Raw genomic sequence first — 22,036 nt, forward strand, 5'->3', positions numbered from 1 at the left:
GATGCCGTTCCGCCCGCCACGCCCACCGCGCTGCCACGCCCGCGTTCAGCCCGCCCGGCGGCGCCTGGGGGCCGGCGTCCGCGCCCCGGTGCCGCAGGCCGCCAACCGGGCGGCGGCCGCCGCCAGCACCATCTCCAGCGCCGCCGGGTACCCACTGCGGCTCATCTCGGCCACCAGCACCGGCGCGGTCGCGGCGATGTGCGGATGGCTGTCGGCGGGCAGCCGCGCGTACGTCTCCCGCCAGGCCCGCGCCTCCGTCGCCCGGGCGGCCGCGGGCAGCGCGAGCGTCGACGCGTCCAGCGCGGCGAACGCCAGCGTCTGGTCGACGAACGCGTGGTAGACCCGCACCGCCTCCGCGTCAGGGAAGCCCGCCCCGCGCAGCATCCCGAGGATCGTCTCCACCGACCGCGTCTCGTTCTCCCGCCCCGTCACCCGCGCGCAGGTCAGCATGGCCGCCTGCGGATGCGCCTGGTAGTCCGCGTGCATCATCAGTCCCAGCGTCCGCAGGTCCGCCCGCCATTCACCGGTCGGCCGGAACCGCCGCAGCGTACGGCCGATCAGTTCGTCGGCGACCGCGAGCAGCAGGTCGTCGGTGTCCCGGAAGTACCGGTAGAGCGCGCTCGGGTCCGCCCCCAGCGCCGCCCCCAGCCGCCGCACGGTGAGCGCCGCGGCGCCGTGCTCGTGGATCAGCCGCAGCGCCGTGGCGACGATCAGCTCCTCGGACAGGACCGTGCCCTGCTTGGTGGGGCGCCTGCGCCGCCGCCCCTCTTCCGGCACCACTCGCTCGCTCATGCCGCGCACGTTACGACAACACCGTTGACGTGTGAAGCCGCCGCGGAGTTCGATGTGCCGCCATCGGGGCCGTCGTGGCCCCCCGGTGAAGGAGCTGGCGATGACACCGTCGAAGACCCCGCACGGCAGCGGCCCGCCCGGGCCGGCCGCGCTCACCAGGACCCTCGGCGTCGCGGACGGCTTCGCCATCGCCGCCTCCAGCACCGCCGCCACCACCAGCATCGGCATCGGCCTGGGCGTCACCGCGGGCGTCGTCGGCCTGCACCTGCCGATCATCATGCTGCTGGCGTTCCTGCCGGTCCTCGGCATCGCGAGCGCCTACGCGCGGCTCAACAGGTCCGAACCCAACATGGGCAGCGGCTACGTCTGGGTGGGCCGCTCCCTCAGCCCCTGGCTCGGCTTCCTCGTCGGCTGGATCGGCCTCGTCGCCACGGTCGTCTTCCTCTCGTACACGACCGCCGTCACCGGCTCCGCCCTCCTCCAGCTCGTCCGCGAGACGGGCCTGCGCGACATCGCCGGCCTCACCCTGAACCCGGCGTCGACCGCCCAGTCCACCGCGCTGGGCATCCTGGTCCTGATCGCCGTCACCCTCACCGCCGTCACCGGCCTGCGCGCGGCCGCCAACCTCCAGAAGTACCTGCTCGTCTTCGAGTACGCCGTCCTGCTCGCCTTCTGCGGCTACGGACTCGTCGTCGGCCCGCACCCCTTCAGCCTCGACTGGCTCAACCCCTTCACCATCCCCTCCGGCCAGGCCCTCGCCCAGGGGCTCCTGCTGTCGGTGTTCTGCTACTGGGGCTTCGAGTCCTCGTTCAGCGTCAACGAGGAGGTCCGCGACCCGCAGGACGCCTCAAGAGCCGGACTGATCACGCTCTTCACCATGCTCGGCCTGTTCCTGCTCGGCTCCTTCGCCTTCCAGCGCGTCCTGTCCCAGGAGGAACTGGCCGGCAACGGCGCCCAGGGCCTCACCTACTTCGGCGACCGCCTCGCCGACCAGCCGCTCGCCGCACTCCCGCTCATCGCACTGACGTTCTCCGCGGTGGCCTCCCTTCAGGCGGGTGTGATCCCCACCGTGCGCGGCATGTTCGCGATGAGCCGCGACCGTACGATGGGCCCGCTCTGGCAGCGGATCAGCCCGCGATACGGAACCCCGGCCGCCGGCACGGTCGCGATCGGCTGCGTCGCGGCGGCCGTCGCGTTCCTCTCCCTGGTCCTCCCGAAGATCAGCGACGTGATCCTCGCCTCGGTCAACGCGATCGGCGTCGTCGTCTCCCTCTACTACGCCCTCACCGCCCTCGCCGCCGCCGCCCGCTTCCGCTCCACACCGCGCGTCGTCGTGGTGCCGGTGCTCAGCGCGGCCGTGCTGCTCGCCCTCGGCGGCTACCTCTGCTGGACCTTCTACACCTCGGCCGACCACTTCGAGATCAGCCCGGACAACGGCTGGTTCATGCTGGCGTGCCCCGCCGTGATGGTGCTGAGCGGAGTCGTCGCGGCCGCCTGGGCGAAGTGGATCCGCAGATCCCCGTACTTCGACACCGGACGCGGCACCGATCCCGACGCGGTGCCCCTGACCGTCTGACCCCCTCCCACCCGTCACTCCCACCGAAGGAACCGGCACCATGCGCCACATCCCCGCCGCCGACCTCGTCTTCACCGGCGGCCCCGTCCTCACCCTGGACGCGGCCCGCAGCCGCGCCACCACCGTCGCCGTCACGGGCGACCGCGTCACGGCCGTCGGCCACGACGACGTACGCGACCTGATCGGCCCGAAGACCGAGGTCGTCGACCTCGCCGGCCGGTTGCTCGTCCCTGGTTTCCAGGACGCCCACGTCCACCCCGTGTCGGCCGGTCTTGAGCTGGCGCAATGCGACCTGACGGCCGTCAGGACGGCGGCGCAGACCACCGCCGCCGTACGGGCGTACGCCGACGCCCACCCCGACCGGGAGTGGATCACCGGCGGCGGCTGGTCCATGGAGGCGTTCGCCGGCGGCAGCCCCACCAAGGACCTGCTCGACGCCGTCGTCCCCGACCGTCCCGTCTACCTCCCCAACCGCGACCACCACGGAGCCTGGGCCAACAGCCGCGCCCTGGCCCTCGCCGGCATCGACCGGCACACCCCCGACCCGGCCGACGGCCGTATCGAACGGGCCGCCGACGGCGAACCCACCGGCCTCCTCCAGGAGGGCGCCATGGACCTGGTCGCCCGCCTCACCCCGCCCTCCACGGCCGCCGACCGGCTGGCCGCCCTCCTGCGCGCCCAGCGGCTGCTCCACTCGTACGGCATCACCGCCTGGCAGGACGCCATCGTCGGCGCCTTCGGCGCGATGGAGGACCCCGCCGACGCCTACCTCGCCGCCGCCCGCGACGGCTCCCTCACCGCCCGCGTCACCGGCGCCCTGTGGTGGGACCGCGAGCGCGGCGCCGAGCAGATCCCCGAACTCGCCGCCCGCCGCGACGAACTGACCCACGGCCGGTTCCGCGCCGGCACGGTGAAGATCATGGTGGACGGGGTCGCCGAAACCGGCACCGCCGCCCTCCTGGACCCCTACCTGGACCGCTGCGGCTGCCCCACGGCCAACCGGGGCACCAGCTTCGTCGACCCCGCCGACCTGCGCCGGTACGTCACCGCACTGGACGCCCTCGGCTTCCAGTGCCACTTCCACGCCCTCGGCGACCGCGCCGTCCGCGAGGCCCTGGACGCCGTGGAAGCGGCCCGCGCCGCGAACGGCCACCGGGACACCCGCCCCCACCTCGCCCACCTCCAGATCGTCCACCCGGACGACATCCCCCGCTTCAGGCAGCTCGGAGCCACCGCCAACATCCAGCCCCTGTGGGCCGCCCACGAACCACAGATGGACGAACTGACCATCCCCTTCCTCGGCGACGAACGGGCCGGGTGGCAGTACCCGTTCGCGGCCCTGCTGCGCTCCGGAGCCACCCTCGCGGCCGGCAGCGACTGGCCCGTCAGCAGCCCGGACCCGATGCACGGCATCCACACGGCGGTCAACCGCGTCGAGCCGCACGGCGACGGCCCCGTCTTCCTCCCGGAACAGCGCATCGGCCTGACGGACGCCTTCGCCGCGTACACGGCGGGCTCCGCGTACGTGAACCACCTCGACGACGCCGGAAGCATCCGCACCGGGGCGCTCGCCGACCTGACCGTGCTCGACCGCGACCCGTACGCGGCGCCGCCCGGCGAAATCGCCGCGACCCGCGTCGCCCGCACCTACGTCGGCGGACGGCAGGTCTACGACGCGGGCTTGTAGAGCGAGTACGGTGCGGGAAACGGGGGCGTACTCGACGCGCGAGGAAGGCAGTTCACGTATGACACAGCAGGTCCAAGGCGTAATCGCACCGGGAAGGAACCAGCCGGTGCGGGTGGAGACGATCCTCGTCCCCGACCCGGGACCGGGCGAGGCCGTCGTGAAGGTCCAGGCGTGCGGCGTCTGCCACACCGACCTGCACTACAAGCAGGGCGGCATCAACGACGACTTCCCCTTCCTCCTCGGCCACGAGGCGGCCGGTGTCGTCGAGTCGGTCGGGGACGGCGTCACCGAGGTCGCCCCCGGCGACTTCGTCGTCCTCAACTGGCGCGCGGTGTGCGGCCGCTGCCGCGCCTGCCTGCGCGGCCGTCCGCAGTACTGCTTCGACACCCACAACGCCCGGCAGAAGATGACCCTCCTCGACGGCACCGAGCTGTCCCCGGCGCTCGGCATCGGGGCGTTCGCCGAGAAGACGCTGGTCGCCGCGGGCCAGTGCACGAAGGTCGACCCGGCCGTCTCGCCCGCCGTCGCCGGCCTCCTCGGCTGCGGCGTCATGGCGGGCATCGGCGCCGCCATCAACACCGGGCAGGTCGGCCGCGGCGACTCGGTCGCCGTCATCGGCTGCGGCGGCGTCGGCGACGCGGCCGTCGTCGGCGCCCGGCTCGCGGGCGCGGCGAAGATCATCGCGGTCGACATCGACGACCGGAAACTGGAGACCGCCCGCACCATGGGCGCCACCCACACGGTGAACTCGCGCTCCACCGACCCCGTCGAGGCCGTCCGCGAACTCACCGGCGGCTTCGGCGCGGACGTGGTCATCGAGGCGGTGGGCCGCCCCGAGACGTACAAGCAGGCGTTCTACGCCCGCGACCTGGCCGGCACCGTCGTCCTCGTCGGCGTACCCACCCCCGACATGCGGCTCGACCTCCCGCTGATCGACGTCTTCGGCCGCGGCGGATCGCTCAAGTCGTCCTGGTACGGCGACTGCCTGCCCTCCCGCGACTTCCCCATGCTGATCGACCTCCACCAGCAGGGCCGGATCGACCTCGCGGCCTTCGTCACCGAGACCATCGGCCTCGGCGACGTCGAGAAGGCGTTCGCGCGCATGCACGAGGGCGACGTACTGCGCTCGGTGGTGGAGCTCGGATGACAACCGCACGCATCGACCACCTGGTCACCTCGGGCACCTTCTCGCTCGACGGCGGCACCTGGGACGTCGACAACAACGTCTGGATCATCGGCGACGACACCGAGGCGATCGTCGTCGACGCGGCCCACGACGCCGACGCCGTCCTCGCCGCGCTCGGCGGCCGCACCCTGCGCGCCATCGTCTGCACGCACGCCCACAACGACCACATCGACGCGGCCCCGGCCCTCGCCGCCGCCACCGGCGCGCCGATCCTGCTGCACCCCGACGACCTGCCGCTGTGGAAGCAGACCCACCCCGACCGCGCACCCGACGGCGAGCTGGCGGACGGCACGGCCCTCACCGTCGCCGGCACCACGCTGGAGGTCCTGCACACACCCGGCCACGCCCCCGGAGCGGTCTGCCTGTACGCCCCCGGTCTCGCCACCGTCTTCACCGGCGACACCCTCTTCCACGGCGGGCCGGGCGCGACGGGGCGGTCCTTCTCGGACTTCCCGACGATCGTCGGCTCGATCCGTGACCGTCTGCTCACCCTGCCGCCGGACACGGAGGTACGCACCGGCCACGGAGAGACGACGACCATCGGCGCCGAGGCCCCGCACCTGGAGGAATGGATCGCCAGAGGGCACTGAGAAACAGAAGAACCCCCAGTTTGATTGGGGGTTCTTCGCTGGTGTCCGAGGGGGGACTTGAACCCCCACGCCCGATAAAGGGCACTAGCACCTCAAGCTAGCGCGTCTGCCATTCCGCCACCCGGACAAGGTGTCTGTCTCGCGGCCCCGGGCCGTTCCGACGTGGAAAACCATAGCAAACATTCAGACCCCCTGATCACACCCCCGGGCGGGGCAGCGGAGGATGAGGGGGACCACCAGCGGAGCCAGTGGGAGGAAGCAGCGTGAGCGAGTCGAAGGCGGCCGGCCGGGCCGACAGCGCCAGGCAGGTCTCGGGCGAGGACGAGGTCACCGATCTCTGCCGGGATCTGATCAGGATCGACACCAGCAACTACGGAGACCACTCGGGACCGGGGGAGCGGGCGGCGGCGGAGTACATCGCGGAGAAGCTCGCCGAGGTCGGGCTCGAACCGCAGATCTTCGAGTCCCACCCGGGGCGGGCGTCCACCGTGGCCCGGATCGAGGGCGAGGACCCGTCGAAGCCGGCGCTGCTCATCCACGGGCACACCGACGTCGTGCCCGCGAACGCCCAGGACTGGACGCACGACCCCTTCGCGGGCGAGATCGCGGACGGCTGCGTGTGGGGCCGGGGCGCGGTCGACATGAAGGACATGGACGCGATGACCCTCGCGGTCGTGCGTGAGCGGATGCGCAGCGGCCGCAAGCCGCCGCGGGACGTGGTGCTGGCCTTCCTCGCCGACGAGGAGGCGGGCGGCACGTACGGGGCCAGGTACCTCGTGGACAAGCACCCGGGCCTCTTCGAGGGCGTCACCGAGGCGATCGGCGAGGTCGGCGGCTTCTCCTTCACCGTCAACGAGAACCTGCGGCTGTACCTCGTCGAGACGGCGCAGAAGGGCATGCACTGGATGCGGCTCACCGTCGACGGCACGGCCGGTCACGGCTCGATGACCAACAACGACAACGCGATCACCGAGCTGTGCGAGGCGGTCGGGCGGCTCGGGCGGCACAAGTGGCCGGTGCGGGTCACCAAGACCGTACGGTCCTTCCTGGACGAGCTCTCCGACGCGCTCGGCACCCCGCTCGACCCCGAGGACATGGACGCGACGCTCGCCAAGCTCGGCGGCATCGCCAAGATGATCGGCGCCACGCTGCGCAACTCGGCCGCCCCCACCATGCTCGGCGCGGGCTACAAGGTGAACGTCATCCCCGGTCAGGCGACTGCGCACGTCGACGGGCGCTTCCTGCCCGGGTACGAGGAGGAGTTCCTCGCCGATCTCGACCGGATCCTCGGCCCGCGCGTGCGGCGCGAGGACGTGCACGGCGACAAGGCGCTGGAGACCAGCTTCGACGGGGACCTCGTCGACGCCATGCAGGTGGCGCTCAGGGCCGAGGACCCCATCGCGCGGGCCGTCCCGTACATGCTCTCCGGCGGCACCGACGCCAAGTCCTTCGACGACCTGGGCATCCGCTGCTTCGGCTTCGCGCCGCTGAAGCTGCCGCCCGAGCTGGACTTCGCGGGGATGTTCCACGGCGTGGACGAGCGGGTCCCGGTCGACGGGCTGAAGTTCGGCGTACGCGTCCTGGACCGTTTCCTGGACAGCTGCTGACCAACTGCTGAACCGACAAGTGGTGAAACGACCGTCCAACTAATCGGCCGGACGTGCTATTTGACTGAAAAGAGTGAAAGGAACCATAGGCTAGTAGCCCCATTGCTTTCCCTTCGTTACAAGGTGTGCGGTCCGCGGCTGGGACCGCATTGGTTGCCAACAAGGAGGAAAAGTAATGATCAAGAAGGTCGTAGCCGCTGCGGCTGCCACTGGTGGTCTGGTTCTCGCCGGCGCGGGCATGGCCGTCGCCGACTCGGGTGCCCAGGGTGCTGCTGTCAAGTCCCCCGGCGTGATTTCGGGCAACGTCGTTCAGGTCCCGATCCACGTGCCGGTGAACGCGTGCGGCAACACGGTCTCCGTGATCGGGCTGCTCAACCCCGCCTTCGGCAACACCTGCGTCAACAAGTGACGTTGTGCACGCACCCGTAAGGGTCTGAGTCCCGGGCGGCCCCGGAGTGCGCTCCATGCACTCCGGGGCCGCTGGGCATTCGGTCCGCGGTGGCGACGACGTCCCGCGGGCATTCGGCGAAGGCAAATGAGCAGAGGAACGTACCAATGCGGCAGGTAGCGAAAAAGAGCCTGATCACCGTGGCGGCCGCGAGTGGCCTGCTGGCCATCGGCGGCGGCAACGCGCACGCCGGCTCCGGGGCCGGAGGGTCCGCGTCGGGTTCGCCCGGTGTGCTGTCCGGGAATTCCGTGCAGGCTCCCGTGCATGTCCCCGTCAACGTGTGCGGGAATACCGTGAACGTGGTCGGAGTGCTCAATCCGGCCATGGGCAACAGCTGCGTGAATTACTCGAACGGCTCGAAGCCCGGAAAGCACCACGGCGGCGGCTCGACGGCCGAGGGACGCGCGAGTGATTCCCCCGGCGTCGCCTCGGGCAACCACGTCCAGGCGCCGGTGCACGTACCGGTGAACGCCTGCGGCAACACCGTCACCGTGGTCGGCGGCGGCAACACGGCCACGGGCAACGACTGCGCCAACGACTCCAGCGGTACCCACAACCCTCCGGGCAAGCCGGTTGAGCCCGGAAAGCCGGGCGAGCCGGGCAAGCCGGGAGAGCCGGGCAAGCCCGGTGAGCCGGGGAAGCCGGGAGAGCCTGGCAAGCCGGGGAACCCGACGGAGCCGACGGAGCCCGGTCAGCCCGGCAAGCCCGGTCAGCCCGGCAAGCCCGGTCAGCCCGGGAAGCCCGGTGAGCCGACGGAGCCCTCGAAGCCGGGTGTGCCCGCCGACCCGGACGACTCCGACGAGCCGGCCGCACCGGGCGAGCCCGGCGGCCCGAACGGTCCGGACGCCCAGACCGGCACCCAGCCCCGCGGCCTCGACGCGCTCGCGCAGACCGGCGCCGGCGCTCCGCTCGGCGTGGTGGTCCCCGCCGGCGCCGGCCTGCTGCTGGCCGGCGCGGTGCTGTACCGCCGCTCGCGTTCCGCGGCGTAACACGAGGTAAACGACGGTGCGCTCCGCAGCCGAAACGGAGCGGGCCCCGCCATCGCGGGGCCCGCTCCGTCTTCACCAGGTGGCGCGCACCTGTCGGATGATGCGCCTGCGCAACCGCACGCGGCGGCTGCCGTCCCGGCGCAGACTCAGTCGGTCCAACTCCCAGTGTCCGTACTCGGCATGGTCGGTCAGCAGACGGGTCGCCTCCTTGCGGGAAACCCCGCGAGGGACGTACACGTCGACAAATTCGTATTCCGGCATCGCATCTATTGTGCGGGCAGAGCCCCGGTACGGATAGCGTCTGCACTATGTCTGATGCTGCGCAGCCCACCGCCGCCGAGGTACGCGCCGCCGCCGAGGCGGTCAAAGTCGCGCTCGACCGTCACCTCGAGGCGGTCGAACGCCGCACCGGGGACGACGACCCGGCCGTCTACGACGCGTTCAACGAGCTTGCCGCTGCCGCCGAGGCGTACGACGAGCGGCTCTACGACCGCTACGACGAGGTCACCCCCTTCGAGATTCCCGGATCCGACGACTCCCTGCCGCCCTACGCGGGGCCGGAGGAGCCCAACGCGGTGAGCGTCCTGATCCGCCGCGACTACGCCGTGGTCGAGACCAAGCGGCTGCTCGCCCAGGCCCAGCGCATCGCCGATCTGGACCCCGACGTCGACGCTCCGGAGATCGAGGTCGAGCTGGACACCGACGTCGACGCCGAGGAGCGCGGCAACGCCGTGGCGATCGTCGGCGGCAGCGTCCATGCCGCGCTCGGCGTGCTCTTCGGCGAGTTCGAACCCGATGAGATCGCCTCCCGGCACCAGGAGTTCGGTCTGGAGGAGGGCGACTCCACGCTGTGGGTGGCCGCCGCGGACGAGCTGCCCGAGCCGGGGGAGTGGCTGAACGCCCCGTTCGAGGACGCCGACGCCCAGCGCGTCGTGTGCCGCTTCGACGTCAGCTCGGTCTTCGACGAGGACTTCGACGAACCGGACACCCCCGCCCGCGACTGAGCCGGCTCGGGCCCCCGGTCGGGCCCGAGCGGCACGGGCCGGCGGGCTCGCCCGCCGACCTGAGCGACGGGTTTAGACAGGGCCCGGACCGCCGGCCTGCCCAGCTCCGGGGCGTCGGCCTCGTCTGGGCCCCTGACCGGCGGCTTCGCCCGGTCGCCGGGCGGCAGTGCTCCCGGCCCGGCCCGGACCGTGTTCCCGGCCCGGCCCGGACCGTGTTCTCGGCCCGGCCCAGACCGTGCTCTCGGACCGGCCTCGGTCCGGGCCTCCCCGGCGGCCCGGACCGAGGGGCCTCCCCAGCGGTCCGGGCCGGACCTTTCCGGCCCGCCGCTAAGGGGTGTTCGGGTCCGTGGGCGTCTCCGGGGCCGGGGCCGGGGCTGCGGGGGGCTGGAGCAGCGTGCGCAGGCGCGTGGTGCGGGGGCGGTCCGGGATCTCGGCCACCGCGCGCGGCAGCGCCTGGTCGACGCCGTGCACCACGGACAGGTGCCGCTCGCCCCTGCTGAACGCCGTGTAGATCCAGGGGCGGCTCAGCGCCGGGGCGGCGTCACCGGGCAGGACCACCACGACGGCAGGCCAGCGCATTCCCGCCGCCTGGTGCGCGGTGAGCGCCCACGCGTGACGCACCGCCGTCTCCACCTGCTCCTTCGGCACAACGACGGGTGTGCCCTCGCAGTCCAGGTGCAGACCGTCGGCGTCCGCCGAGCCGACCGTGCCGGGCAGCGTCCGGCCGGGCGCCGGGACGTAGGCGACCCGGTCGCCGGGGTCGAAGCCGCCGAACCGGCCGGGGCCCGGGTTGAGCCGCTGCTTGAGCGCGGCGTTCAGCGCGCGGGTGCCCGCCGAGCCGCCGTGCCCGGGGGTGATCACCTGGGTCTGCGCCGGGGACACCCCGAAGGCACGCGGCACGGAGTCCGCGACCAGCTGGACGGTGCGGTGCACCGCCTCGCCCGCGTCGCGGACGGGGACGATCACCACCTCCTTGCCGGGCGCCTCGACCTGGTTCAGCTCCCCGATCCCGATACCGGAGACCAGCTCGCCGATCGGACCGGGGTCCGGCGTACGTGACACGACCTGCGGGCACGCGCGGGCGGCCAGCAGGTCCGCGAAGACCCGGCCCGCGCCGGCGGAGGGCAGCACGCCCGGGTCGCCGCTGAGGACGAGCCGGGTGCCGTCCGCCAGCGACTCCACGAGGACTGCGGCGGTCTCGACATCGAGCTGGGGAGCGTCCAGCACCACCAGCAGGTCGAGGGCCAGCGTGCCCTCCTCGTCCCGGCCGGGCCCCTCCGAACCGGCGAGCAGACCCGCCAGGGTGACCGAGGCCGACGCCTCGCCGCACGCCGACGCGAGCCGTCGGCGGCCGTCGGGGCTGTGCGAAGCCGCGTACGCCCGCAGGCCCAGCCCGCGCGCCGCGGCGACCAGCGCGGCCGGTTCGGCGCGGGCGGCCTCGCCGCCGGTGTGGGCGACGAGACCGTTCGACGCGACGGCGCGCAGCAGTTCGGCGGCCGACGACGAGACGCCGTCCGCGTTCCAGCCGCCGTTCTCCCCGGCCGCGTCGGTGAACGTACTGGCCAGCCGGGCGAGGCCGTCGGCGAGGCTCTCCTCCGCGAGTGCGTACCGTTCGAGCCCCAGCAGCACCTCCACCGGCTCCTCGCCATCGGCGGCCTCGTCCACCGGGCCGTCCTGGAAGACGAGCACCACGCCCTCCGTAACGGCGTGCTCGACGGCCTCGTCCGGGTCGGGCACCTTGTGCTCGGCCAGCGCCTTGCGGACAGCGCCGGACTCCAGGGCGGTGTGGCCCTGCACCGCCGCCCGCTCCAGCAGCCAGCCGACGAGCGCCGCGATCCGGCGCTCGTCGCCCGGCCCGCACTCCGCGCCGAGCAGGGCGCGGGCGAAGCCGTCGGCCTGTTCCGGCCGGACGCCCGGCACGGACAGCAACTGCCACGGGTCGTCGCGCAGCACCTGCCCGGCCTGCTCCCCGAGTACGCCGGCGACCGACGCGGCCAGCGCCTCCGGGGCTCCGCCTTCGGCCAGCACGGCCCGCACCGCGGCCACGGCCTCGGGTGCGGCGGCCGGCGGGGTCACCGGTGCCGCCCGTGGGGCCGCCGCCGGACCCGCGCCGCGAGCCGGAGCGGGCGCGGGGGCCACGCGGCGCGGCGCGGGGGACGCGAAGAACGCGTCCCCGGACGTGGCGCCGCTCTCCACCGCCCGTACGGCGGCCAGCAGATCGGCAGCCTGCCCGCTCAGCTTGGCACCGGCCTCGACCGGCGCGGTCTTCTCGGCCTTGCGCCGCTCGATCCGCTCCCGCAGCTCCCGCTGGGCGGCGAGCTCCGCTTCGGCCTCGGACAACTGCGGCCCCGCGTCCGCCCCCTCACCGGCCCCCTCCGGCGAATCCGCACTCCCGGCAGTGCCCCCGTCGGCGGCCGCACTGTCGTCCCCCTCTGGGCCGGCCTCAACGTCGTCCACGCCCGTATCCGCGTCCGCGTGCCCGTCAGCCCGTTCCGCGTCGTCGTCCGGGCCGGCCATGTCGGCGCCACCGTCCGAGGACGCCTGCGGCCCGGCCGCGCCCCCGTCGGTGTCCGTCGCGTCCCCGTGCCCGTTCGCCCGTACCGCGTCGCCGTCCGAGCCACCCGCACCCTCGGAAGCAGCCGCACCAGGGGGGGAAGCCGCACGGTCCGAGGCACCCGTACTGTCCGAGGCCCCCGCACCGTCCGACGCCGCCGCGCCGGCCGGGCGGCTCGCGCGGTGCTCGTCGGCCGGTACCTGTCCGGTCCCCGGAGCAGGGCCCGGCTCTGGGGACGCCGGGTCCCCGCCGCCCCGCGCGGCCTCGGTGGCGCTTTCCGGGGTGTCCTCGTGCTGCACGTCGGTACCTGCGTCCTCGATCGCGTCCGTCTGATTCGTCGCCCCGTCGGCCACGGGCTCGATGTGGGCCTTCGCGTCGTCCCCGGCGGGTCCCGGCGCCGGGACCACCGGCTCGGTGGCGGGCTCGGCGGCGGGCCCCGCGGTGTCGCGGTGGTCAGCCGGGGATCCGGGGGTCGCCCCCCGGGGCAGCGCGGTCACAGCGTGCTCCAGTCCTGGTCGGGATAGCGGTGCACGGGCGCCGACACGTCGTCGAGCGCCCGGCAGATCTCGTCTGGAAGACTAAGCGCCTCCACTGACAACGCCGCCGCGAGCTGGTGCGCGTTGCGCGCCCCCACGATCGGGGCGACCACGCCCGGCCGGTCGCGGACCCAGGCGAGGGCCACCTGGAGCGGCGTGGTGGCGAGCCCGTCCGCGGCCGTCGCCACGGCGTCCACGATGCGGCTCGACGCCTCGTCGAGATACGGCGCGACGAACCCGGCCAGGTGAGCGGACCCGCCGCGCGAGTCCGGCGGTACGGCGCGCCGGTACTTGCCCGTCAGCACGCCCCGGCCGAGCGGCGACGACGGCAGCAGTCCGACCCCCAGGTCGAGCGCGGCCGGCAGCACCTCCCGCTCCACGCCGCGCTGGAGGAGCGAGTACTCCATCTGCGTACTGGCCAGCCGCGTGCGCGACCCGGGCGCCGCGAGCTGCCAGGTGGCCGCCTTCGCCAGTTGCCAGCCGCAGAAGTTGGACACCCCCGCGTACCGGGCACGCCCGCTGCTGACCGCGAGGTCCAGCGCCTGGAGCGTCTCGTCGAGCGGAGTCGCCGCGTCGAAGGCGTGCACCTGCCACACGTCGACGTAGTCCGTGCCGAGCCGCTCCAGCGACGCGTCGAGCGCCGCCAGCAGGTGACCGCGCGAGCCGTCGAAGCGGCGGTCCGGGTCGGGCACGCTGCCCGCCTTCGTCGCGATGACCAGGTCCCGGCGCGGAACGAGCCGCTCCACGAGTTGTCCGAGCAGGTACTCCGCCTCCCCGTCGCCGTACACGTCCGCCGTGTCGACGAGCGTGCCGCCCGCGTCCCAGAAGGCCTTCAACACGTCGGCGGCGTCGTGCTCGTCGGTGTCCCGGCCCCAGGTGAGGGTGCCGAGCCCGATTCTCGATACGCGCAGGCCCGTCCGGCCGAGATGCCTCTGCTCCATGGGCGCGAGATTACTGGCCAGGAGCCTGCGGGCAGGAGACCTGTGGACAAGCCCTGTGGACGAGTGCGCCCCCTGACGTATGTCGGCGCCGCGCGCTAGAGTCCCCGGCAACAGGGACGTTACTGATCAGTAAGGGGAGCGGCATGCGGCTCGGCATCAATCTCGGTTACTGGGGCGCGGGAATGGACGGCGACAATCTGGCCGTCGCCCAGGAAGCGGACCGGCTCGGCTACGACGTCTGCTGGGCCGCCGAGGCGTACGGCTCGGACGCCGCCACGGTGCTCTCCTGGGTCGCCGCCCAGACCGAGAACATCGACGTGGGTTCCGCGATCTTCCAGATCCCGGCCCGTACGCCCGCGATGACCGCGATGACCGCCGCCACCCTCGACTCCCTCTCCGGCGGCCGGTTCCGCCTGGGCCTCGGCGTCTCGGGCCCGCAGGTCTCCGAGGGCTGGTACGGCGTGAAGTTCGACAAGCCGCTGGCCCGCACCCGCGAGTACGTCGAGATCATCCGCAAGGCCATGACCCGTGAGCGCCTGTCGTACGAGGGGCAGCACTGGACGCTGCCGCTGCCTGACGGCCCGGGCAAGCCGCTGAAGCTCACCGTTCACCCCGAGCGCGAACACATCCCGCTCTACATCGCCGCGATCGGCCCGAAGAACCTGGAGCAGACCGGCGAGATCGCCGACGGCGCGCTGCTGATCTTCCCGTCCGCCGAGCACATCGAGGACACGGCGATCCGGCACATCCGCGCCGGCCGGGAGAAGGCCGGGAAGACGATGGACGGCTTCGACGTCTGCCCGACGCTGCCGCTCGCGGTCGGGGACGACGTCGAAGCGCTGGCCGACATGTTCCGCCCGTACACCGCCCTGTACGTCGGCGGCATGGGCAGCCGCAAGCAGAACTTCTACAACCAGCTCGCCCAGCGCATGGGCTACGAGAAGGAAGCCGCCGAGATCCAGGACAAGTACCTGTCCGGCGACAAGGCGGGCGCCGCCGCCGCGATCCCGCACCGGCTGATCGACCAGACCACCCTGCTGGGCTCGGTCGAGCGGATCGCCGAGCGGATGCAGGGCTACGCCGCGGCCGGGGTGACGACGCTGACGCTGTCCCCCGCGGGCTTCACGCTCGACGAGCGGATCAACGCCCTGCGGGCCGGCACCGACGCCCTGGAGCGCGCCGGTCTCGCCTGATCCCGCGGACCCGGAGGCGGAGAGGAAGTCTGCGGCCGTGGTGGGGGCTCGGGGGTCTTCCCCGCCACGGCCGTCATGCACAACAACGCCTCACGACCCCGAGGGGTTACGCGCCCGTACCACCCCGGAGTTCATTCGTCCGGCGCAGTTGACCGCCGCCCCTGTTGCCTGCCCTGCCGTACCGCTTTTGACTTGTTCTTTGCGGACGCCCGCACGGAGGTACACGGAGGTTCAGTGATGCTGTCGGCCCGAAGTCTCTTCCAGGAAATCCTGGACAACGACGATTCCTTCCAGCTCTTCTGCTCCATAGCCGCCAGCGGCGAGACCCAGGGCGGCTGGGAGAACGGCCGGATCGCGGCCCTCGTGCCCGAGAGCATGAGGCACCTCGCTCCGAAGATCACCCGGCACGGCGCCGACGAGGACAAGCACGGCCGCCTCTTCAGCGCCCTGCTCAAGAAGCGCGGGCTCGACCCGGTCCCGGTCCCGCCGGACACCGACTACACGATGCTGCTCGAACAGCGCGGCATCGGCCTCGCCCACGACAAGCTCCGCCGCGACGAGCCGCTGACCGAGGAGGACGTCCTCGTCTACCTCTCGCACAGCCGGGTGACCGAGCAGCGGGCCGCCGACCAGATGGACATGCTGGTCAAGTACTTCGGCGACCACCCCGAGGCGGGCCGGCCGATCAGGATGATCTGCGACGACGAGGAGAACCACCTCGCGTACTGCCACGAGGAACTGCTGCGGCTCGCCCGCGCGGGACACGGCCGTACGATCCAGCGCGTCCTGCGCGAGTGCGCCATGGCGGAGTGCCGCGTCTACCGGGACGTGAGCCTCGCCGTCATGGCCCACATGGGGCGCCTCCTCAAGTGGCCGAAGGCCAAGTCCGCCGTGCTCGCCGCGGGCATCCACGCCATGTACGCGTACGAACGCCTCGGTGGCTGGCGGCGCATGGTGAGCCTGTCGATGCCGGAGCGCCGCGACGCGCTGGGCGGCCCGGCGACGTCGGCCGTGGGGGTCGTGTGACCCGCGCCCCGGCGGCGCCGGTCAGAGCCAGCCGCGGCTCTTGAACAGCCGGTAGAGCCCGATCTCGCAGAACACCATCAGCAGGATCACGGCGGGATAGGCCCACTCCCACCGGAGCTCGGGCATGTGCTCGAAGTTCATGCCGTAGACGCCCGCGACCATCGTCGGGACCGCGGCCATCGCCGCCCACGCCGAGATCTTCCGCATGTCGTCGTTCTGCCGCACGCTCATCTGCGCCAGATGCGCCGACAGGATGTCCGACAGCAGCCGGTCGAGACCGTCCACCTGCTCGTTCGCGCGCGTCAGGTGGTCGCTGACGTCCCGGAAGAAGGGCTGCGCGTGCTCGTCGACGAACGGCAGGCCCGGACTCGAAAGCCGCAGCATCGGCTGGGCGAGCGGCCCCGTCGCGCGGCGGAACTCCAGCACCTGGCGCTTGAAGGTGTAGATCCGCGCGGCGGTGTTCGTCGCGTCGCGCCCCACCGGGGCGAAGACCTCGGCCTCCAGCTCCTCCAGGTCGGTCTGGAGCTCCGCGCCCACCTCTATGTAGTGGTCGACGACGGCGTCGCTGACGGCGTACAGGACCGAGGTCGGCCCGTGCCGCAGCACCTGCGGCTCGGCCTCCAGGCGGTCGCGCACGGCCGCCAGGGGGGCGCCCTCGCCGTGCCGCACCGTCACCACGAACGAGTCGCCCACGAACACCATCAGCTCGCCCGTCGTCACGGTGTCGCTCCGCGGTTCGTACATCACCGGCTTGAGCACCGCGAAGAGGGAGTCGTCGTACACCTCCAGCTTGGGCCGCTGGTGGGCGCGCAGGGCGTCCTCGACGGCCAGCGGGTGCAGGCCGAACTCGGTCGACACGAGATCGAATTCCTTCTCGGTCGGCTCGTGCAGACCGATCCACAGAAAGGCGTCACCGTCCGCCCGCGCCTCGGCGAGCGCGTCGGAGAAGTCGGAAGGGCCCTCGGTGCGGCAGCCTTCCCGGTAGATGGCACAGTCGACGATCACGCGGCGCATCCTCCCCCCGCCGGGGCCCCGGCACACCCCGGAGCCGTCTTCCGCCTAGGCTGGCGGCCATGGCCACGCTGATCCTCGTACGCCACGGACGTTCCACCGCCAACACCGCGGGACTGCTCGCCGGCTGGACGCCCGGCGTCACGCTCGACGAGCGCGGCGCCGCGCAGGCGGCCGCGCTGCCCGGCAGGCTGGCCGGCGTGCCGCTCGCCGTGGCGGTGACCAGCCCCCTCGAACGCTGCCGCGAGACGCTCCAGCCGCTGCTCGACGCGCGGCCGGGACTGCCGCTGCACACCGACGAGCGGATCGGGGAGTGCCACTACGGCGACTGGTCGGGCCGCAAGCTCGCCGAGCTCGCCGACGAGCCCCTGATGGCGGCCGTGCAGCAGCACCCCTCGTCCGTGACGTTCCCGGGCGGCGAGTCGATGCGGGCCATGCAGGCCCGCGCGGTCGACGCCGTACGGGAGTGGAACGCGCGCGTCGAGGCCGAGCACGGTGAGGACGCCGTCTGGCTCATGTGCTCGCACGGGGACATCATCAAGTCCGTCGTCGCGGACGCGCTCGGGCTTCATCTCGACCTCTTCCAGCGGATTCACGTCGACCCGTGTTCCCTGACGGCCATCCGGTACACCGGGCTGCGGCCCTTTCTTGTGCGGCTCGGCGACACCGGGGAACTCTCCGCCCTGGCGCCGCGCGGCAGCGGCGGCGACGGGGACGCGGCCGTAGGGGGCGGCGCGGGCGCACCGTGATCGATCCGCGCAGTAGGGTGGACGCGCCCCCACCGCGCATACAGACGATTACGACACCTTCGACACCTTCGACACCGGCTTTTCGGCATCGACCTCCGAGTCGACGATCTCAAGGGAGACAGGACGTGTCCCGTCAGGTATTCCTCTACGACCCGCCGGACCGCTTCGTCGCCGGTACGGTCGGGCTGCCTGGACGCCGTACGTTCTTCCTCCAGGCATCCGCGGCCGGCCGCGTCACCAGCGTCGCCCTGGAGAAGACCCAGGTCGCGGCGCTCGCGGAGCGGATCGACGAACTGCTCGACGAAGTGGTACGCCGCACCGGGGGCAACGCCCCCGTACCGGCCGTGGCCCCGGCCGACGTCACCGACAGCGCCCCGCTCGACGCCCCCGTCGAGGAGGAGTTCCGCGTCGGCACGATGGCCCTGGCCTGGGACGGTGAGGAACAGCGCATGATCGTCGAGGCGCAGGCCCTCGTCGAGCTGGACGTGGAGACCGAAGAGGATCTCGCGGAGGCCGAGGAACGGCTGCTCCAGGACGAGGAGAACGGGCCGCCGATGCTGCGGGTCCGGCTCAGCGGCGCGCAGGCCCGGGCCTTCGCCAAGCGCGCCCTCGACGTCGTCAACGCGGGCCGGCCGCCGTGCCCGCTGTGCAGCCTGCCGCTCGACCCGGAGGGACACGTATGCCCGCGCCAGAACGGATACCGCCGGGGAGCGTGACCCCGTCGGACGATCTCCTCACCGTGCTGGCGAAGGGCCGGCTCACGGTGCGCGGACGCGTGCGCGAGGCGTCCAACGCCGTGCTGTACTGCGACGTCGAGCACGACGGTGTGTCGGTGTCCTGCGTCTACAAACCCGTCGCCGGGGAGCGGCCGCTGTGGGACTTCCCCGACGGCACGCTCGCGCAGCGCGAGGTGGCGGCGTACGAGATCTCCGAGGCGACGGGGTGGGGCCTCGTCCCGCCGACCGTGCTGCGCGACGGGCCGTACGGCGAGGGCATGTGCCAGCTGTGGATCGAGACGGCCCCCGAGGGGCCCGACGGGGGGCTGCTGGCCCTGATCGAGGACGAGGAGCCCGCCGAGGGCTGGAAGGCCATCGCCTACGCCGAGGTGGGGGAGGGGCGCACGGCACTCCTCGTGCACGCCGACGATCCGCGCCTGCGCCGCCTCGCGGTCCTGGACGCGGTCATCAACAACGCCGACCGCAAGGGCGGGCATCTCCTGCCGGCCCCCGACGGGCGGCTGTACGGCATCGACCACGGCGTCACCTTCAACACGGACGACAAGCTCCGCACACTGCTGTGGGGCTGGGCGGGCGAGCCCCTGACGGCCGAGGCCGCCGGGGTGCTGGACCGGCTCGCGGAGGAACTGGCCCCGGGGCGTGCCCTCACCGCCCGGATGGCCGAACTGATCACTCCGGCGGAGGTCGAGGCGCTGCGCGGGCGGGTGGCGGCGCTGCGGGCGGCGGCACGCCACCCGGAGCCGAGCGGTGACTGGCCCGCCATCCCGTGGCCGCCCGTGTAGAGCACGGAGGGCGGGCTCGCGCAAGAGTGGCTCACCGGACACGATTTCGTATCCGGTTCGTATCCGGAACGTGCGTCCGGTTACGCTCAAGGCATGCATGCCTGGCCCGCTTCTGAGGTCCCCGCCCTGCCTGGCAAGGGCCGCGACCTCCAGATCCACGACACCGCGACCGGTCGGTTGATCACCCTCGACCCCGGTCCCGTCGCCCGAATCTATGTCTGCGGCATCACGCCGTACGACGCGACCCACATCGGTCACGCGGCGACCTACAACGCGTTCGACCTCGTGCAGCGCGTGTGGCTCGACACCAAGCGGCAGGTTCACTACGTGCAGAACGTCACGGACGTGGACGATCCGCTGCTGGAGCGGGCGATCCGCGACGGACAGGACTGGACCGAACTCGCGGAGCGCGAAACCGCGCTGTTCCGCGAGGACATGACCGCCCTGCGGATGCTTCCGCCGCGCCACTACATCGGCGCCGTCGAAGCCATACCGGGGATCGTGCCGCTCATCGAGCGGCTGCGGGACGCGGGCGCGGCGTACGAGCTCGAAGGGGACGTGTACTTCTCCGTCGAGGCCGACCCGCACTTCGGCGAGGTCTCGGGCCTCGACGCCGACGCCATGCGGCTGCTGTCCGCGGAGCGCGGCGGCGACCCCGACCGCCCCGGCAAGAAGAACCCGCTCGACCCGATGCTCTGGATGGCGGCCCGTGACGGCGAGCCGAGCTGGGACGGCGCCTCGCTGGGGCGCGGCAGGCCCGGCTGGCACATCGAGTGCGTCGCGATCGCCCTCGACCACCTCGGGATGGGCTTCGACGTGCAGGGCGGCGGGTCCGACCTCGCCTTCCCGCACCACGAGATGGGCGCCTCCCACGCCCAGGCGCTGACCGGCGAGCACCCGTTCGCCAAGACGTACGTGCACGCGGGCATGGTCGCCCTCGACGGCGAGAAGATGTCGAAGTCCAAGGGCAACCTGGTCTTCGTGTCGAAGCTGCGCCGCGACGGCGTGGACCCGGCGGCGATCCGCCTCACGCTGCTCGCGCACCACTACCGGGCCGACTGGGAGTGGACGGACCAGGTGCTGGAGGACGCCCTGGAGCGGCTCGGGCGCTGGCGCGCGGCCGTGTCCCGTCCCGACGGGCCGTCCGCCGACGCCCTGGTGGAGGAGATCCGCGAGGCGCTCGCCGACGACCTCGACGCCCCGGCCGCCCTGGCCGCCGTCGACCGCTGGGCCGCCCTCCAGGCGGCCGAGGGCGGTACGGACGAAGGCGCCCCCGGCGTCGTCTCGCGTGCCGTCGACGCCCTCCTCGGAGTGGCCCTGTAGCCGCCTCTCGGCCCTGCCGCCCCCGGACCTCCCCGCGGAGGGCCGGGGGCGGACCGGTTCGCGTACCGTCCGGGCGCACGGCTGCGGGGCGGCGCCCGACGGCCCCGCCCCGCAGTCTTCTCGTCCGTACGCCCTACTCCTCGGGGGAGTCGTCCGCTCCGTCCGCGTCCTGTGCGTCCCTCGGGGGCTCCGGCTCCGCGCGCGGCGGCCTGGGGGGCCGCGTACGGCCGCCCGAGCTGTCGCGCAGGTACGTCCCCGTGCCCTCGCTCCCGTCCGTCGCGTGACCGGGGCCGGGCCCGCCGTCACGCCGCCGCAGGTACCGCTCGAACTCGCGCGCGATCGCCTCGCCGGACGCCTCGGGCAGTTCCGCGGTGTCCCGCGCCTCCTCCAGCGACTGCACGTACTCGGCCACCTCGCTGTCCTCGGCGGCCAGTTGGTCCACGCCCACCTGCCACGCCCGCGCGTCCTCCGGCAGTTCGCCGAGCGGGATCCGCAGGTCGATGAGGTCTTCGAGGCGGTTCAACAGGGCCAGTGTGGCCTTGGGGTTGGGCGGCTGCGACACGTAGTGCGGCACGGCGGCCCACAGGCTCACCGCCGGCACGCCCGCGTGCGTACAGGCTTCCTGGAGGATTCCGACGATGCCGGTGGGGCCCTCGTACTTGGTCTCCTCCAGGTCCATGGTCCGCGCCAGGTCCGCGTCCGACGTCACGCCGCTGACCGGCACCGGCCGGGTGTGCGGGGTGTCGCCGAGCAGCGCGCCCAGGATCACGATCATCTCGACGCCCAGTTCGTGCGCGAAGCCGAGGATCTCGTTGCAGTACGAACGCCAGCGCATGGACGGCTCGATGCCGCGGACCAGTACGAGGTCGCGGGGCTTGTCACCGCCGATGCGCACCACGGAGAGCCGTGTGGTGGGCCAGGTGATCTTGCGGACCCCGTTCTCGAGAAACACCGTGGGCCGGTTGACCTGGAAGTCGTAGTAGTCCTCGGCGTCGAGCGCCGCGAAGACCTCGCCCTTCCATTCCCGTTCCAGATGCGCGACCGCGGTGGAGGCGGCGTCGCCGGCGTCGTTCCAGCCCTCGAACGCGGCCACCATGACCGGGTCGATCAGCTCGGGAACCCCCTCGAGCTCGATCACCCAGTGCCCCCTTTCGAAGTTCCCTTGTGCACGCATCAACCTTACGGCTTCCACCAGGTGCGGTGACGCCTGATGCGCATGCCGGAAGCGTGCCCTGCGCCCGTCGGATCAACCACCGCTCGTCCAAGACGGGTAAGGGGCAGCCGCTCAGGCGGCTGCCCCTTACC

The 22,036-nt window shown here is 72.7% G+C and carries 20 protein-coding genes and 1 tRNA gene; 14 read left to right on the top strand and 7 right to left on the bottom strand.

The genetic code is table 11. The features are described 5' to 3' along the window. Positions 1–45: 45 nt before the first annotated feature. On the bottom strand, positions 46–792 hold the full coding sequence (locus tag ACWGH0_RS24925) for a TetR/AcrR family transcriptional regulator (RefSeq protein ID WP_453406450.1): 747 nt from the start codon (positions 790–792) through the stop codon (positions 46–48). 100 nt (positions 793–892) lie between these two features. Between ACWGH0_RS24925 and ACWGH0_RS24930 the strand changes: the two genes are divergently transcribed. From ACWGH0_RS24930 to ACWGH0_RS24945, 4 genes are read left to right on the top strand one after another with little or no spacing between them, the layout of a single operon-like run. After that, on the top strand, positions 893–2,368 hold the full coding sequence (locus ACWGH0_RS24930) for an APC family permease (protein ID WP_453406451.1): 1,476 nt from the start codon (positions 893–895) through the stop codon (positions 2,366–2,368). A 40-nt stretch (positions 2,369–2,408) separates the two neighbouring features. Beyond that, positions 2,409–4,055 (top strand): amidohydrolase, encoded by a 1,647-nt coding sequence (locus ACWGH0_RS24935; RefSeq protein ID WP_453406452.1) that lies wholly within the window; start codon positions 2,409–2,411, stop codon positions 4,053–4,055. A gap of 58 nt (positions 4,056–4,113) precedes the next feature. Continuing rightward, on the top strand, positions 4,114–5,202 hold the full coding sequence (locus ACWGH0_RS24940; RefSeq protein WP_453406453.1) for an S-(hydroxymethyl)mycothiol dehydrogenase: 1,089 nt from the start codon (positions 4,114–4,116) through the stop codon (positions 5,200–5,202). Further along, positions 5,199–5,831 carry an MBL fold metallo-hydrolase gene (locus ACWGH0_RS24945; protein ID WP_453406454.1) on the top strand — a complete coding sequence of 211 codons (633 nt, stop codon included), beginning with the start codon at positions 5,199–5,201 and terminating at the stop codon, positions 5,829–5,831. Before ACWGH0_RS24940 ends, ACWGH0_RS24945 begins: the two co-directional genes overlap by 4 nt. A 39-nt stretch (positions 5,832–5,870) precedes the next feature. On the opposite strand, the gene ACWGH0_RS24950 is transcribed toward ACWGH0_RS24945, so the two are convergent. After that, positions 5,871–5,958: transfer RNA gene (locus ACWGH0_RS24950), tRNA-Leu, on the bottom strand. 136 nt (positions 5,959–6,094) lie between these two features. Here ACWGH0_RS24950 and ACWGH0_RS24955 point away from each other — a divergent pair. From ACWGH0_RS24955 to ACWGH0_RS24965, 3 genes are all read left to right on the top strand, one after another. After that, complete coding sequence (locus tag ACWGH0_RS24955; protein WP_453406455.1) at positions 6,095–7,438, top strand: M20/M25/M40 family metallo-hydrolase; 1,344 nt, start codon at positions 6,095–6,097, stop codon at positions 7,436–7,438. Between the two features lie 175 nt (positions 7,439–7,613). After that, positions 7,614–7,847, top strand: a complete 234-nt coding sequence (chpH, locus tag ACWGH0_RS24960; protein WP_138896169.1) for a chaplin ChpH — start codon at positions 7,614–7,616, stop codon at positions 7,845–7,847. A 146-nt stretch (positions 7,848–7,993) separates the two neighbouring features. Continuing rightward, positions 7,994–8,875 (top strand): chaplin family protein, encoded by an 882-nt coding sequence (locus ACWGH0_RS24965; RefSeq protein WP_453406456.1) that lies wholly within the window; start codon positions 7,994–7,996, stop codon positions 8,873–8,875. 72 nt (positions 8,876–8,947) lie between these two features. Here the strand turns inward: ACWGH0_RS24965 and ACWGH0_RS24970 are convergent, their stop codons facing one another. Continuing rightward, positions 8,948–9,136: a DUF5703 family protein gene (locus ACWGH0_RS24970; protein WP_018535088.1), complete on the bottom strand. Its 189-nt coding sequence runs from the start codon at positions 9,134–9,136 to the stop codon at positions 8,948–8,950. Positions 9,137–9,183: 47 nt separating this feature from the next. Here ACWGH0_RS24970 and ACWGH0_RS24975 point away from each other — a divergent pair, with 47 nt between their 5' ends. After that, a complete protein-coding gene (locus ACWGH0_RS24975; protein ID WP_453406457.1) occupies positions 9,184–9,879 on the top strand; it encodes a hypothetical protein in 696 nt (231 codons plus the stop codon). Positions 9,880–10,206: 327 nt separating this feature from the next. On the opposite strand, the gene ACWGH0_RS24980 is transcribed toward ACWGH0_RS24975, so the two are convergent. Together ACWGH0_RS24980 and ACWGH0_RS24985 are read right to left on the bottom strand one after the other, a co-directional pair. Further along, positions 10,207–12,396 carry a helix-hairpin-helix domain-containing protein gene (locus ACWGH0_RS24980; RefSeq protein ID WP_453406467.1) on the bottom strand — a complete coding sequence of 730 codons (2,190 nt, stop codon included), beginning with the start codon at positions 12,394–12,396 and terminating at the stop codon, positions 10,207–10,209. A gap of 530 nt (positions 12,397–12,926) precedes the next feature. Continuing rightward, complete coding sequence (locus ACWGH0_RS24985; protein WP_453406458.1) at positions 12,927–13,910, bottom strand: aldo/keto reductase; 984 nt, start codon at positions 13,908–13,910, stop codon at positions 12,927–12,929. Between the two features lie 143 nt (positions 13,911–14,053). Here ACWGH0_RS24985 and ACWGH0_RS24990 point away from each other — a divergent pair, with 143 nt between their 5' ends. After that, positions 14,054–15,103 carry an LLM class F420-dependent oxidoreductase gene (locus tag ACWGH0_RS24990; protein ID WP_453406459.1) on the top strand — a complete coding sequence of 350 codons (1,050 nt, stop codon included), beginning with the start codon at positions 14,054–14,056 and terminating at the stop codon, positions 15,101–15,103. 237 nt (positions 15,104–15,340) lie between these two features. Continuing rightward, positions 15,341–16,129 carry a ferritin-like domain-containing protein gene (locus tag ACWGH0_RS24995; RefSeq protein WP_453406460.1) on the top strand — a complete coding sequence of 263 codons (789 nt, stop codon included), beginning with the start codon at positions 15,341–15,343 and terminating at the stop codon, positions 16,127–16,129. 21 nt (positions 16,130–16,150) lie between these two features. Here the strand turns inward: ACWGH0_RS24995 and corA are convergent, their stop codons facing one another. After that, positions 16,151–17,143, bottom strand: coding sequence for a magnesium/cobalt transporter CorA (gene corA, locus ACWGH0_RS25000; RefSeq protein ID WP_453406461.1), 993 nt, complete (start codon positions 17,141–17,143; stop codon positions 16,151–16,153). A gap of 59 nt (positions 17,144–17,202) precedes the next feature. Here corA and ACWGH0_RS25005 point away from each other — a divergent pair, with 59 nt between their 5' ends. From ACWGH0_RS25005 to mshC, 4 genes are all read left to right on the top strand, one after another. Further along, positions 17,203–17,889 carry a histidine phosphatase family protein gene (locus ACWGH0_RS25005; RefSeq protein WP_453406462.1) on the top strand — a complete coding sequence of 229 codons (687 nt, stop codon included), beginning with the start codon at positions 17,203–17,205 and terminating at the stop codon, positions 17,887–17,889. Positions 17,890–18,014: 125 nt separating this feature from the next. Continuing rightward, entirely contained in the window at positions 18,015–18,605 is a 591-nt protein-coding gene (locus ACWGH0_RS25010; RefSeq protein ID WP_138894543.1) for a DUF3090 domain-containing protein, read from the top strand. Then, complete coding sequence (locus ACWGH0_RS25015; protein ID WP_453406463.1) at positions 18,569–19,408, top strand: SCO1664 family protein; 840 nt, start codon at positions 18,569–18,571, stop codon at positions 19,406–19,408. Before ACWGH0_RS25010 ends, ACWGH0_RS25015 begins: the two co-directional genes overlap by 37 nt. Before the next feature lie 93 nt (positions 19,409–19,501). Beyond that, on the top strand, positions 19,502–20,731 hold the full coding sequence (gene mshC / locus ACWGH0_RS25020) for a cysteine--1-D-myo-inosityl 2-amino-2-deoxy-alpha-D-glucopyranoside ligase (protein ID WP_453406464.1): 1,230 nt from the start codon (positions 19,502–19,504) through the stop codon (positions 20,729–20,731). A 133-nt stretch (positions 20,732–20,864) separates the two neighbouring features. On the opposite strand, the gene ACWGH0_RS25025 is transcribed toward mshC, so the two are convergent. Further along, the gene (locus ACWGH0_RS25025; protein WP_453406465.1) at positions 20,865–21,869 is read right to left on the bottom strand and encodes a PAC2 family protein; all 1,005 of its coding nucleotides are present in this window, start codon (positions 21,867–21,869) and stop codon (positions 20,865–20,867) included. Positions 21,870–22,036 lie beyond the last annotated feature (167 nt).

The organism is Streptomyces sp. NPDC054887, from assembly GCF_053610585.1.

What these genes read in the sequence shown, in the direction of transcription:
- ACWGH0_RS24925 (WP_453406450.1), bottom strand. Translation starts at nt 792, where the DNA reads ATGAGCGAGCGAGTGGTGCCGGAAGAGGGGCGGCGGCGCAGGCGCCCC.
- ACWGH0_RS24930 (WP_453406451.1), top strand. Translation starts at nt 893, where the DNA reads ATGACACCGTCGAAGACCCCGCACGGCAGCGGCCCGCCCGGGCCGGCC.
- ACWGH0_RS24935 (WP_453406452.1), top strand. Translation starts at nt 2,409, where the DNA reads ATGCGCCACATCCCCGCCGCCGACCTCGTCTTCACCGGCGGCCCCGTC.
- ACWGH0_RS24940 (WP_453406453.1), top strand. Translation starts at nt 4,114, where the DNA reads ATGACACAGCAGGTCCAAGGCGTAATCGCACCGGGAAGGAACCAGCCG.
- ACWGH0_RS24945 (WP_453406454.1), top strand. Translation starts at nt 5,199, where the DNA reads ATGACAACCGCACGCATCGACCACCTGGTCACCTCGGGCACCTTCTCG.
- chpH (WP_138896169.1), top strand. Translation starts at nt 7,614, where the DNA reads ATGATCAAGAAGGTCGTAGCCGCTGCGGCTGCCACTGGTGGTCTGGTT.
- ACWGH0_RS24965 (WP_453406456.1), top strand. Translation starts at nt 7,994, where the DNA reads ATGCGGCAGGTAGCGAAAAAGAGCCTGATCACCGTGGCGGCCGCGAGT.
- ACWGH0_RS24970 (WP_018535088.1), bottom strand. Translation starts at nt 9,136, where the DNA reads ATGCCGGAATACGAATTTGTCGACGTGTACGTCCCTCGCGGGGTTTCC.
- ACWGH0_RS24975 (WP_453406457.1), top strand. Translation starts at nt 9,184, where the DNA reads ATGTCTGATGCTGCGCAGCCCACCGCCGCCGAGGTACGCGCCGCCGCC.
- ACWGH0_RS24980 (WP_453406467.1), bottom strand. Translation starts at nt 12,396, where the DNA reads ATGGCCGGCCCGGACGACGACGCGGAACGGGCTGACGGGCACGCGGAC.
- ACWGH0_RS24985 (WP_453406458.1), bottom strand. Translation starts at nt 13,910, where the DNA reads ATGGAGCAGAGGCATCTCGGCCGGACGGGCCTGCGCGTATCGAGAATC.
- ACWGH0_RS24990 (WP_453406459.1), top strand. Translation starts at nt 14,054, where the DNA reads ATGCGGCTCGGCATCAATCTCGGTTACTGGGGCGCGGGAATGGACGGC.
- ACWGH0_RS24995 (WP_453406460.1), top strand. Translation starts at nt 15,341, where the DNA reads ATGCTGTCGGCCCGAAGTCTCTTCCAGGAAATCCTGGACAACGACGAT.
- corA (WP_453406461.1), bottom strand. Translation starts at nt 17,143, where the DNA reads ATGCGCCGCGTGATCGTCGACTGTGCCATCTACCGGGAAGGCTGCCGC.
- ACWGH0_RS25005 (WP_453406462.1), top strand. Translation starts at nt 17,203, where the DNA reads ATGGCCACGCTGATCCTCGTACGCCACGGACGTTCCACCGCCAACACC.
- ACWGH0_RS25015 (WP_453406463.1), top strand. Translation starts at nt 18,569, where the DNA reads ATGCCCGCGCCAGAACGGATACCGCCGGGGAGCGTGACCCCGTCGGAC.
- mshC (WP_453406464.1), top strand. Translation starts at nt 19,502, where the DNA reads ATGCATGCCTGGCCCGCTTCTGAGGTCCCCGCCCTGCCTGGCAAGGGC.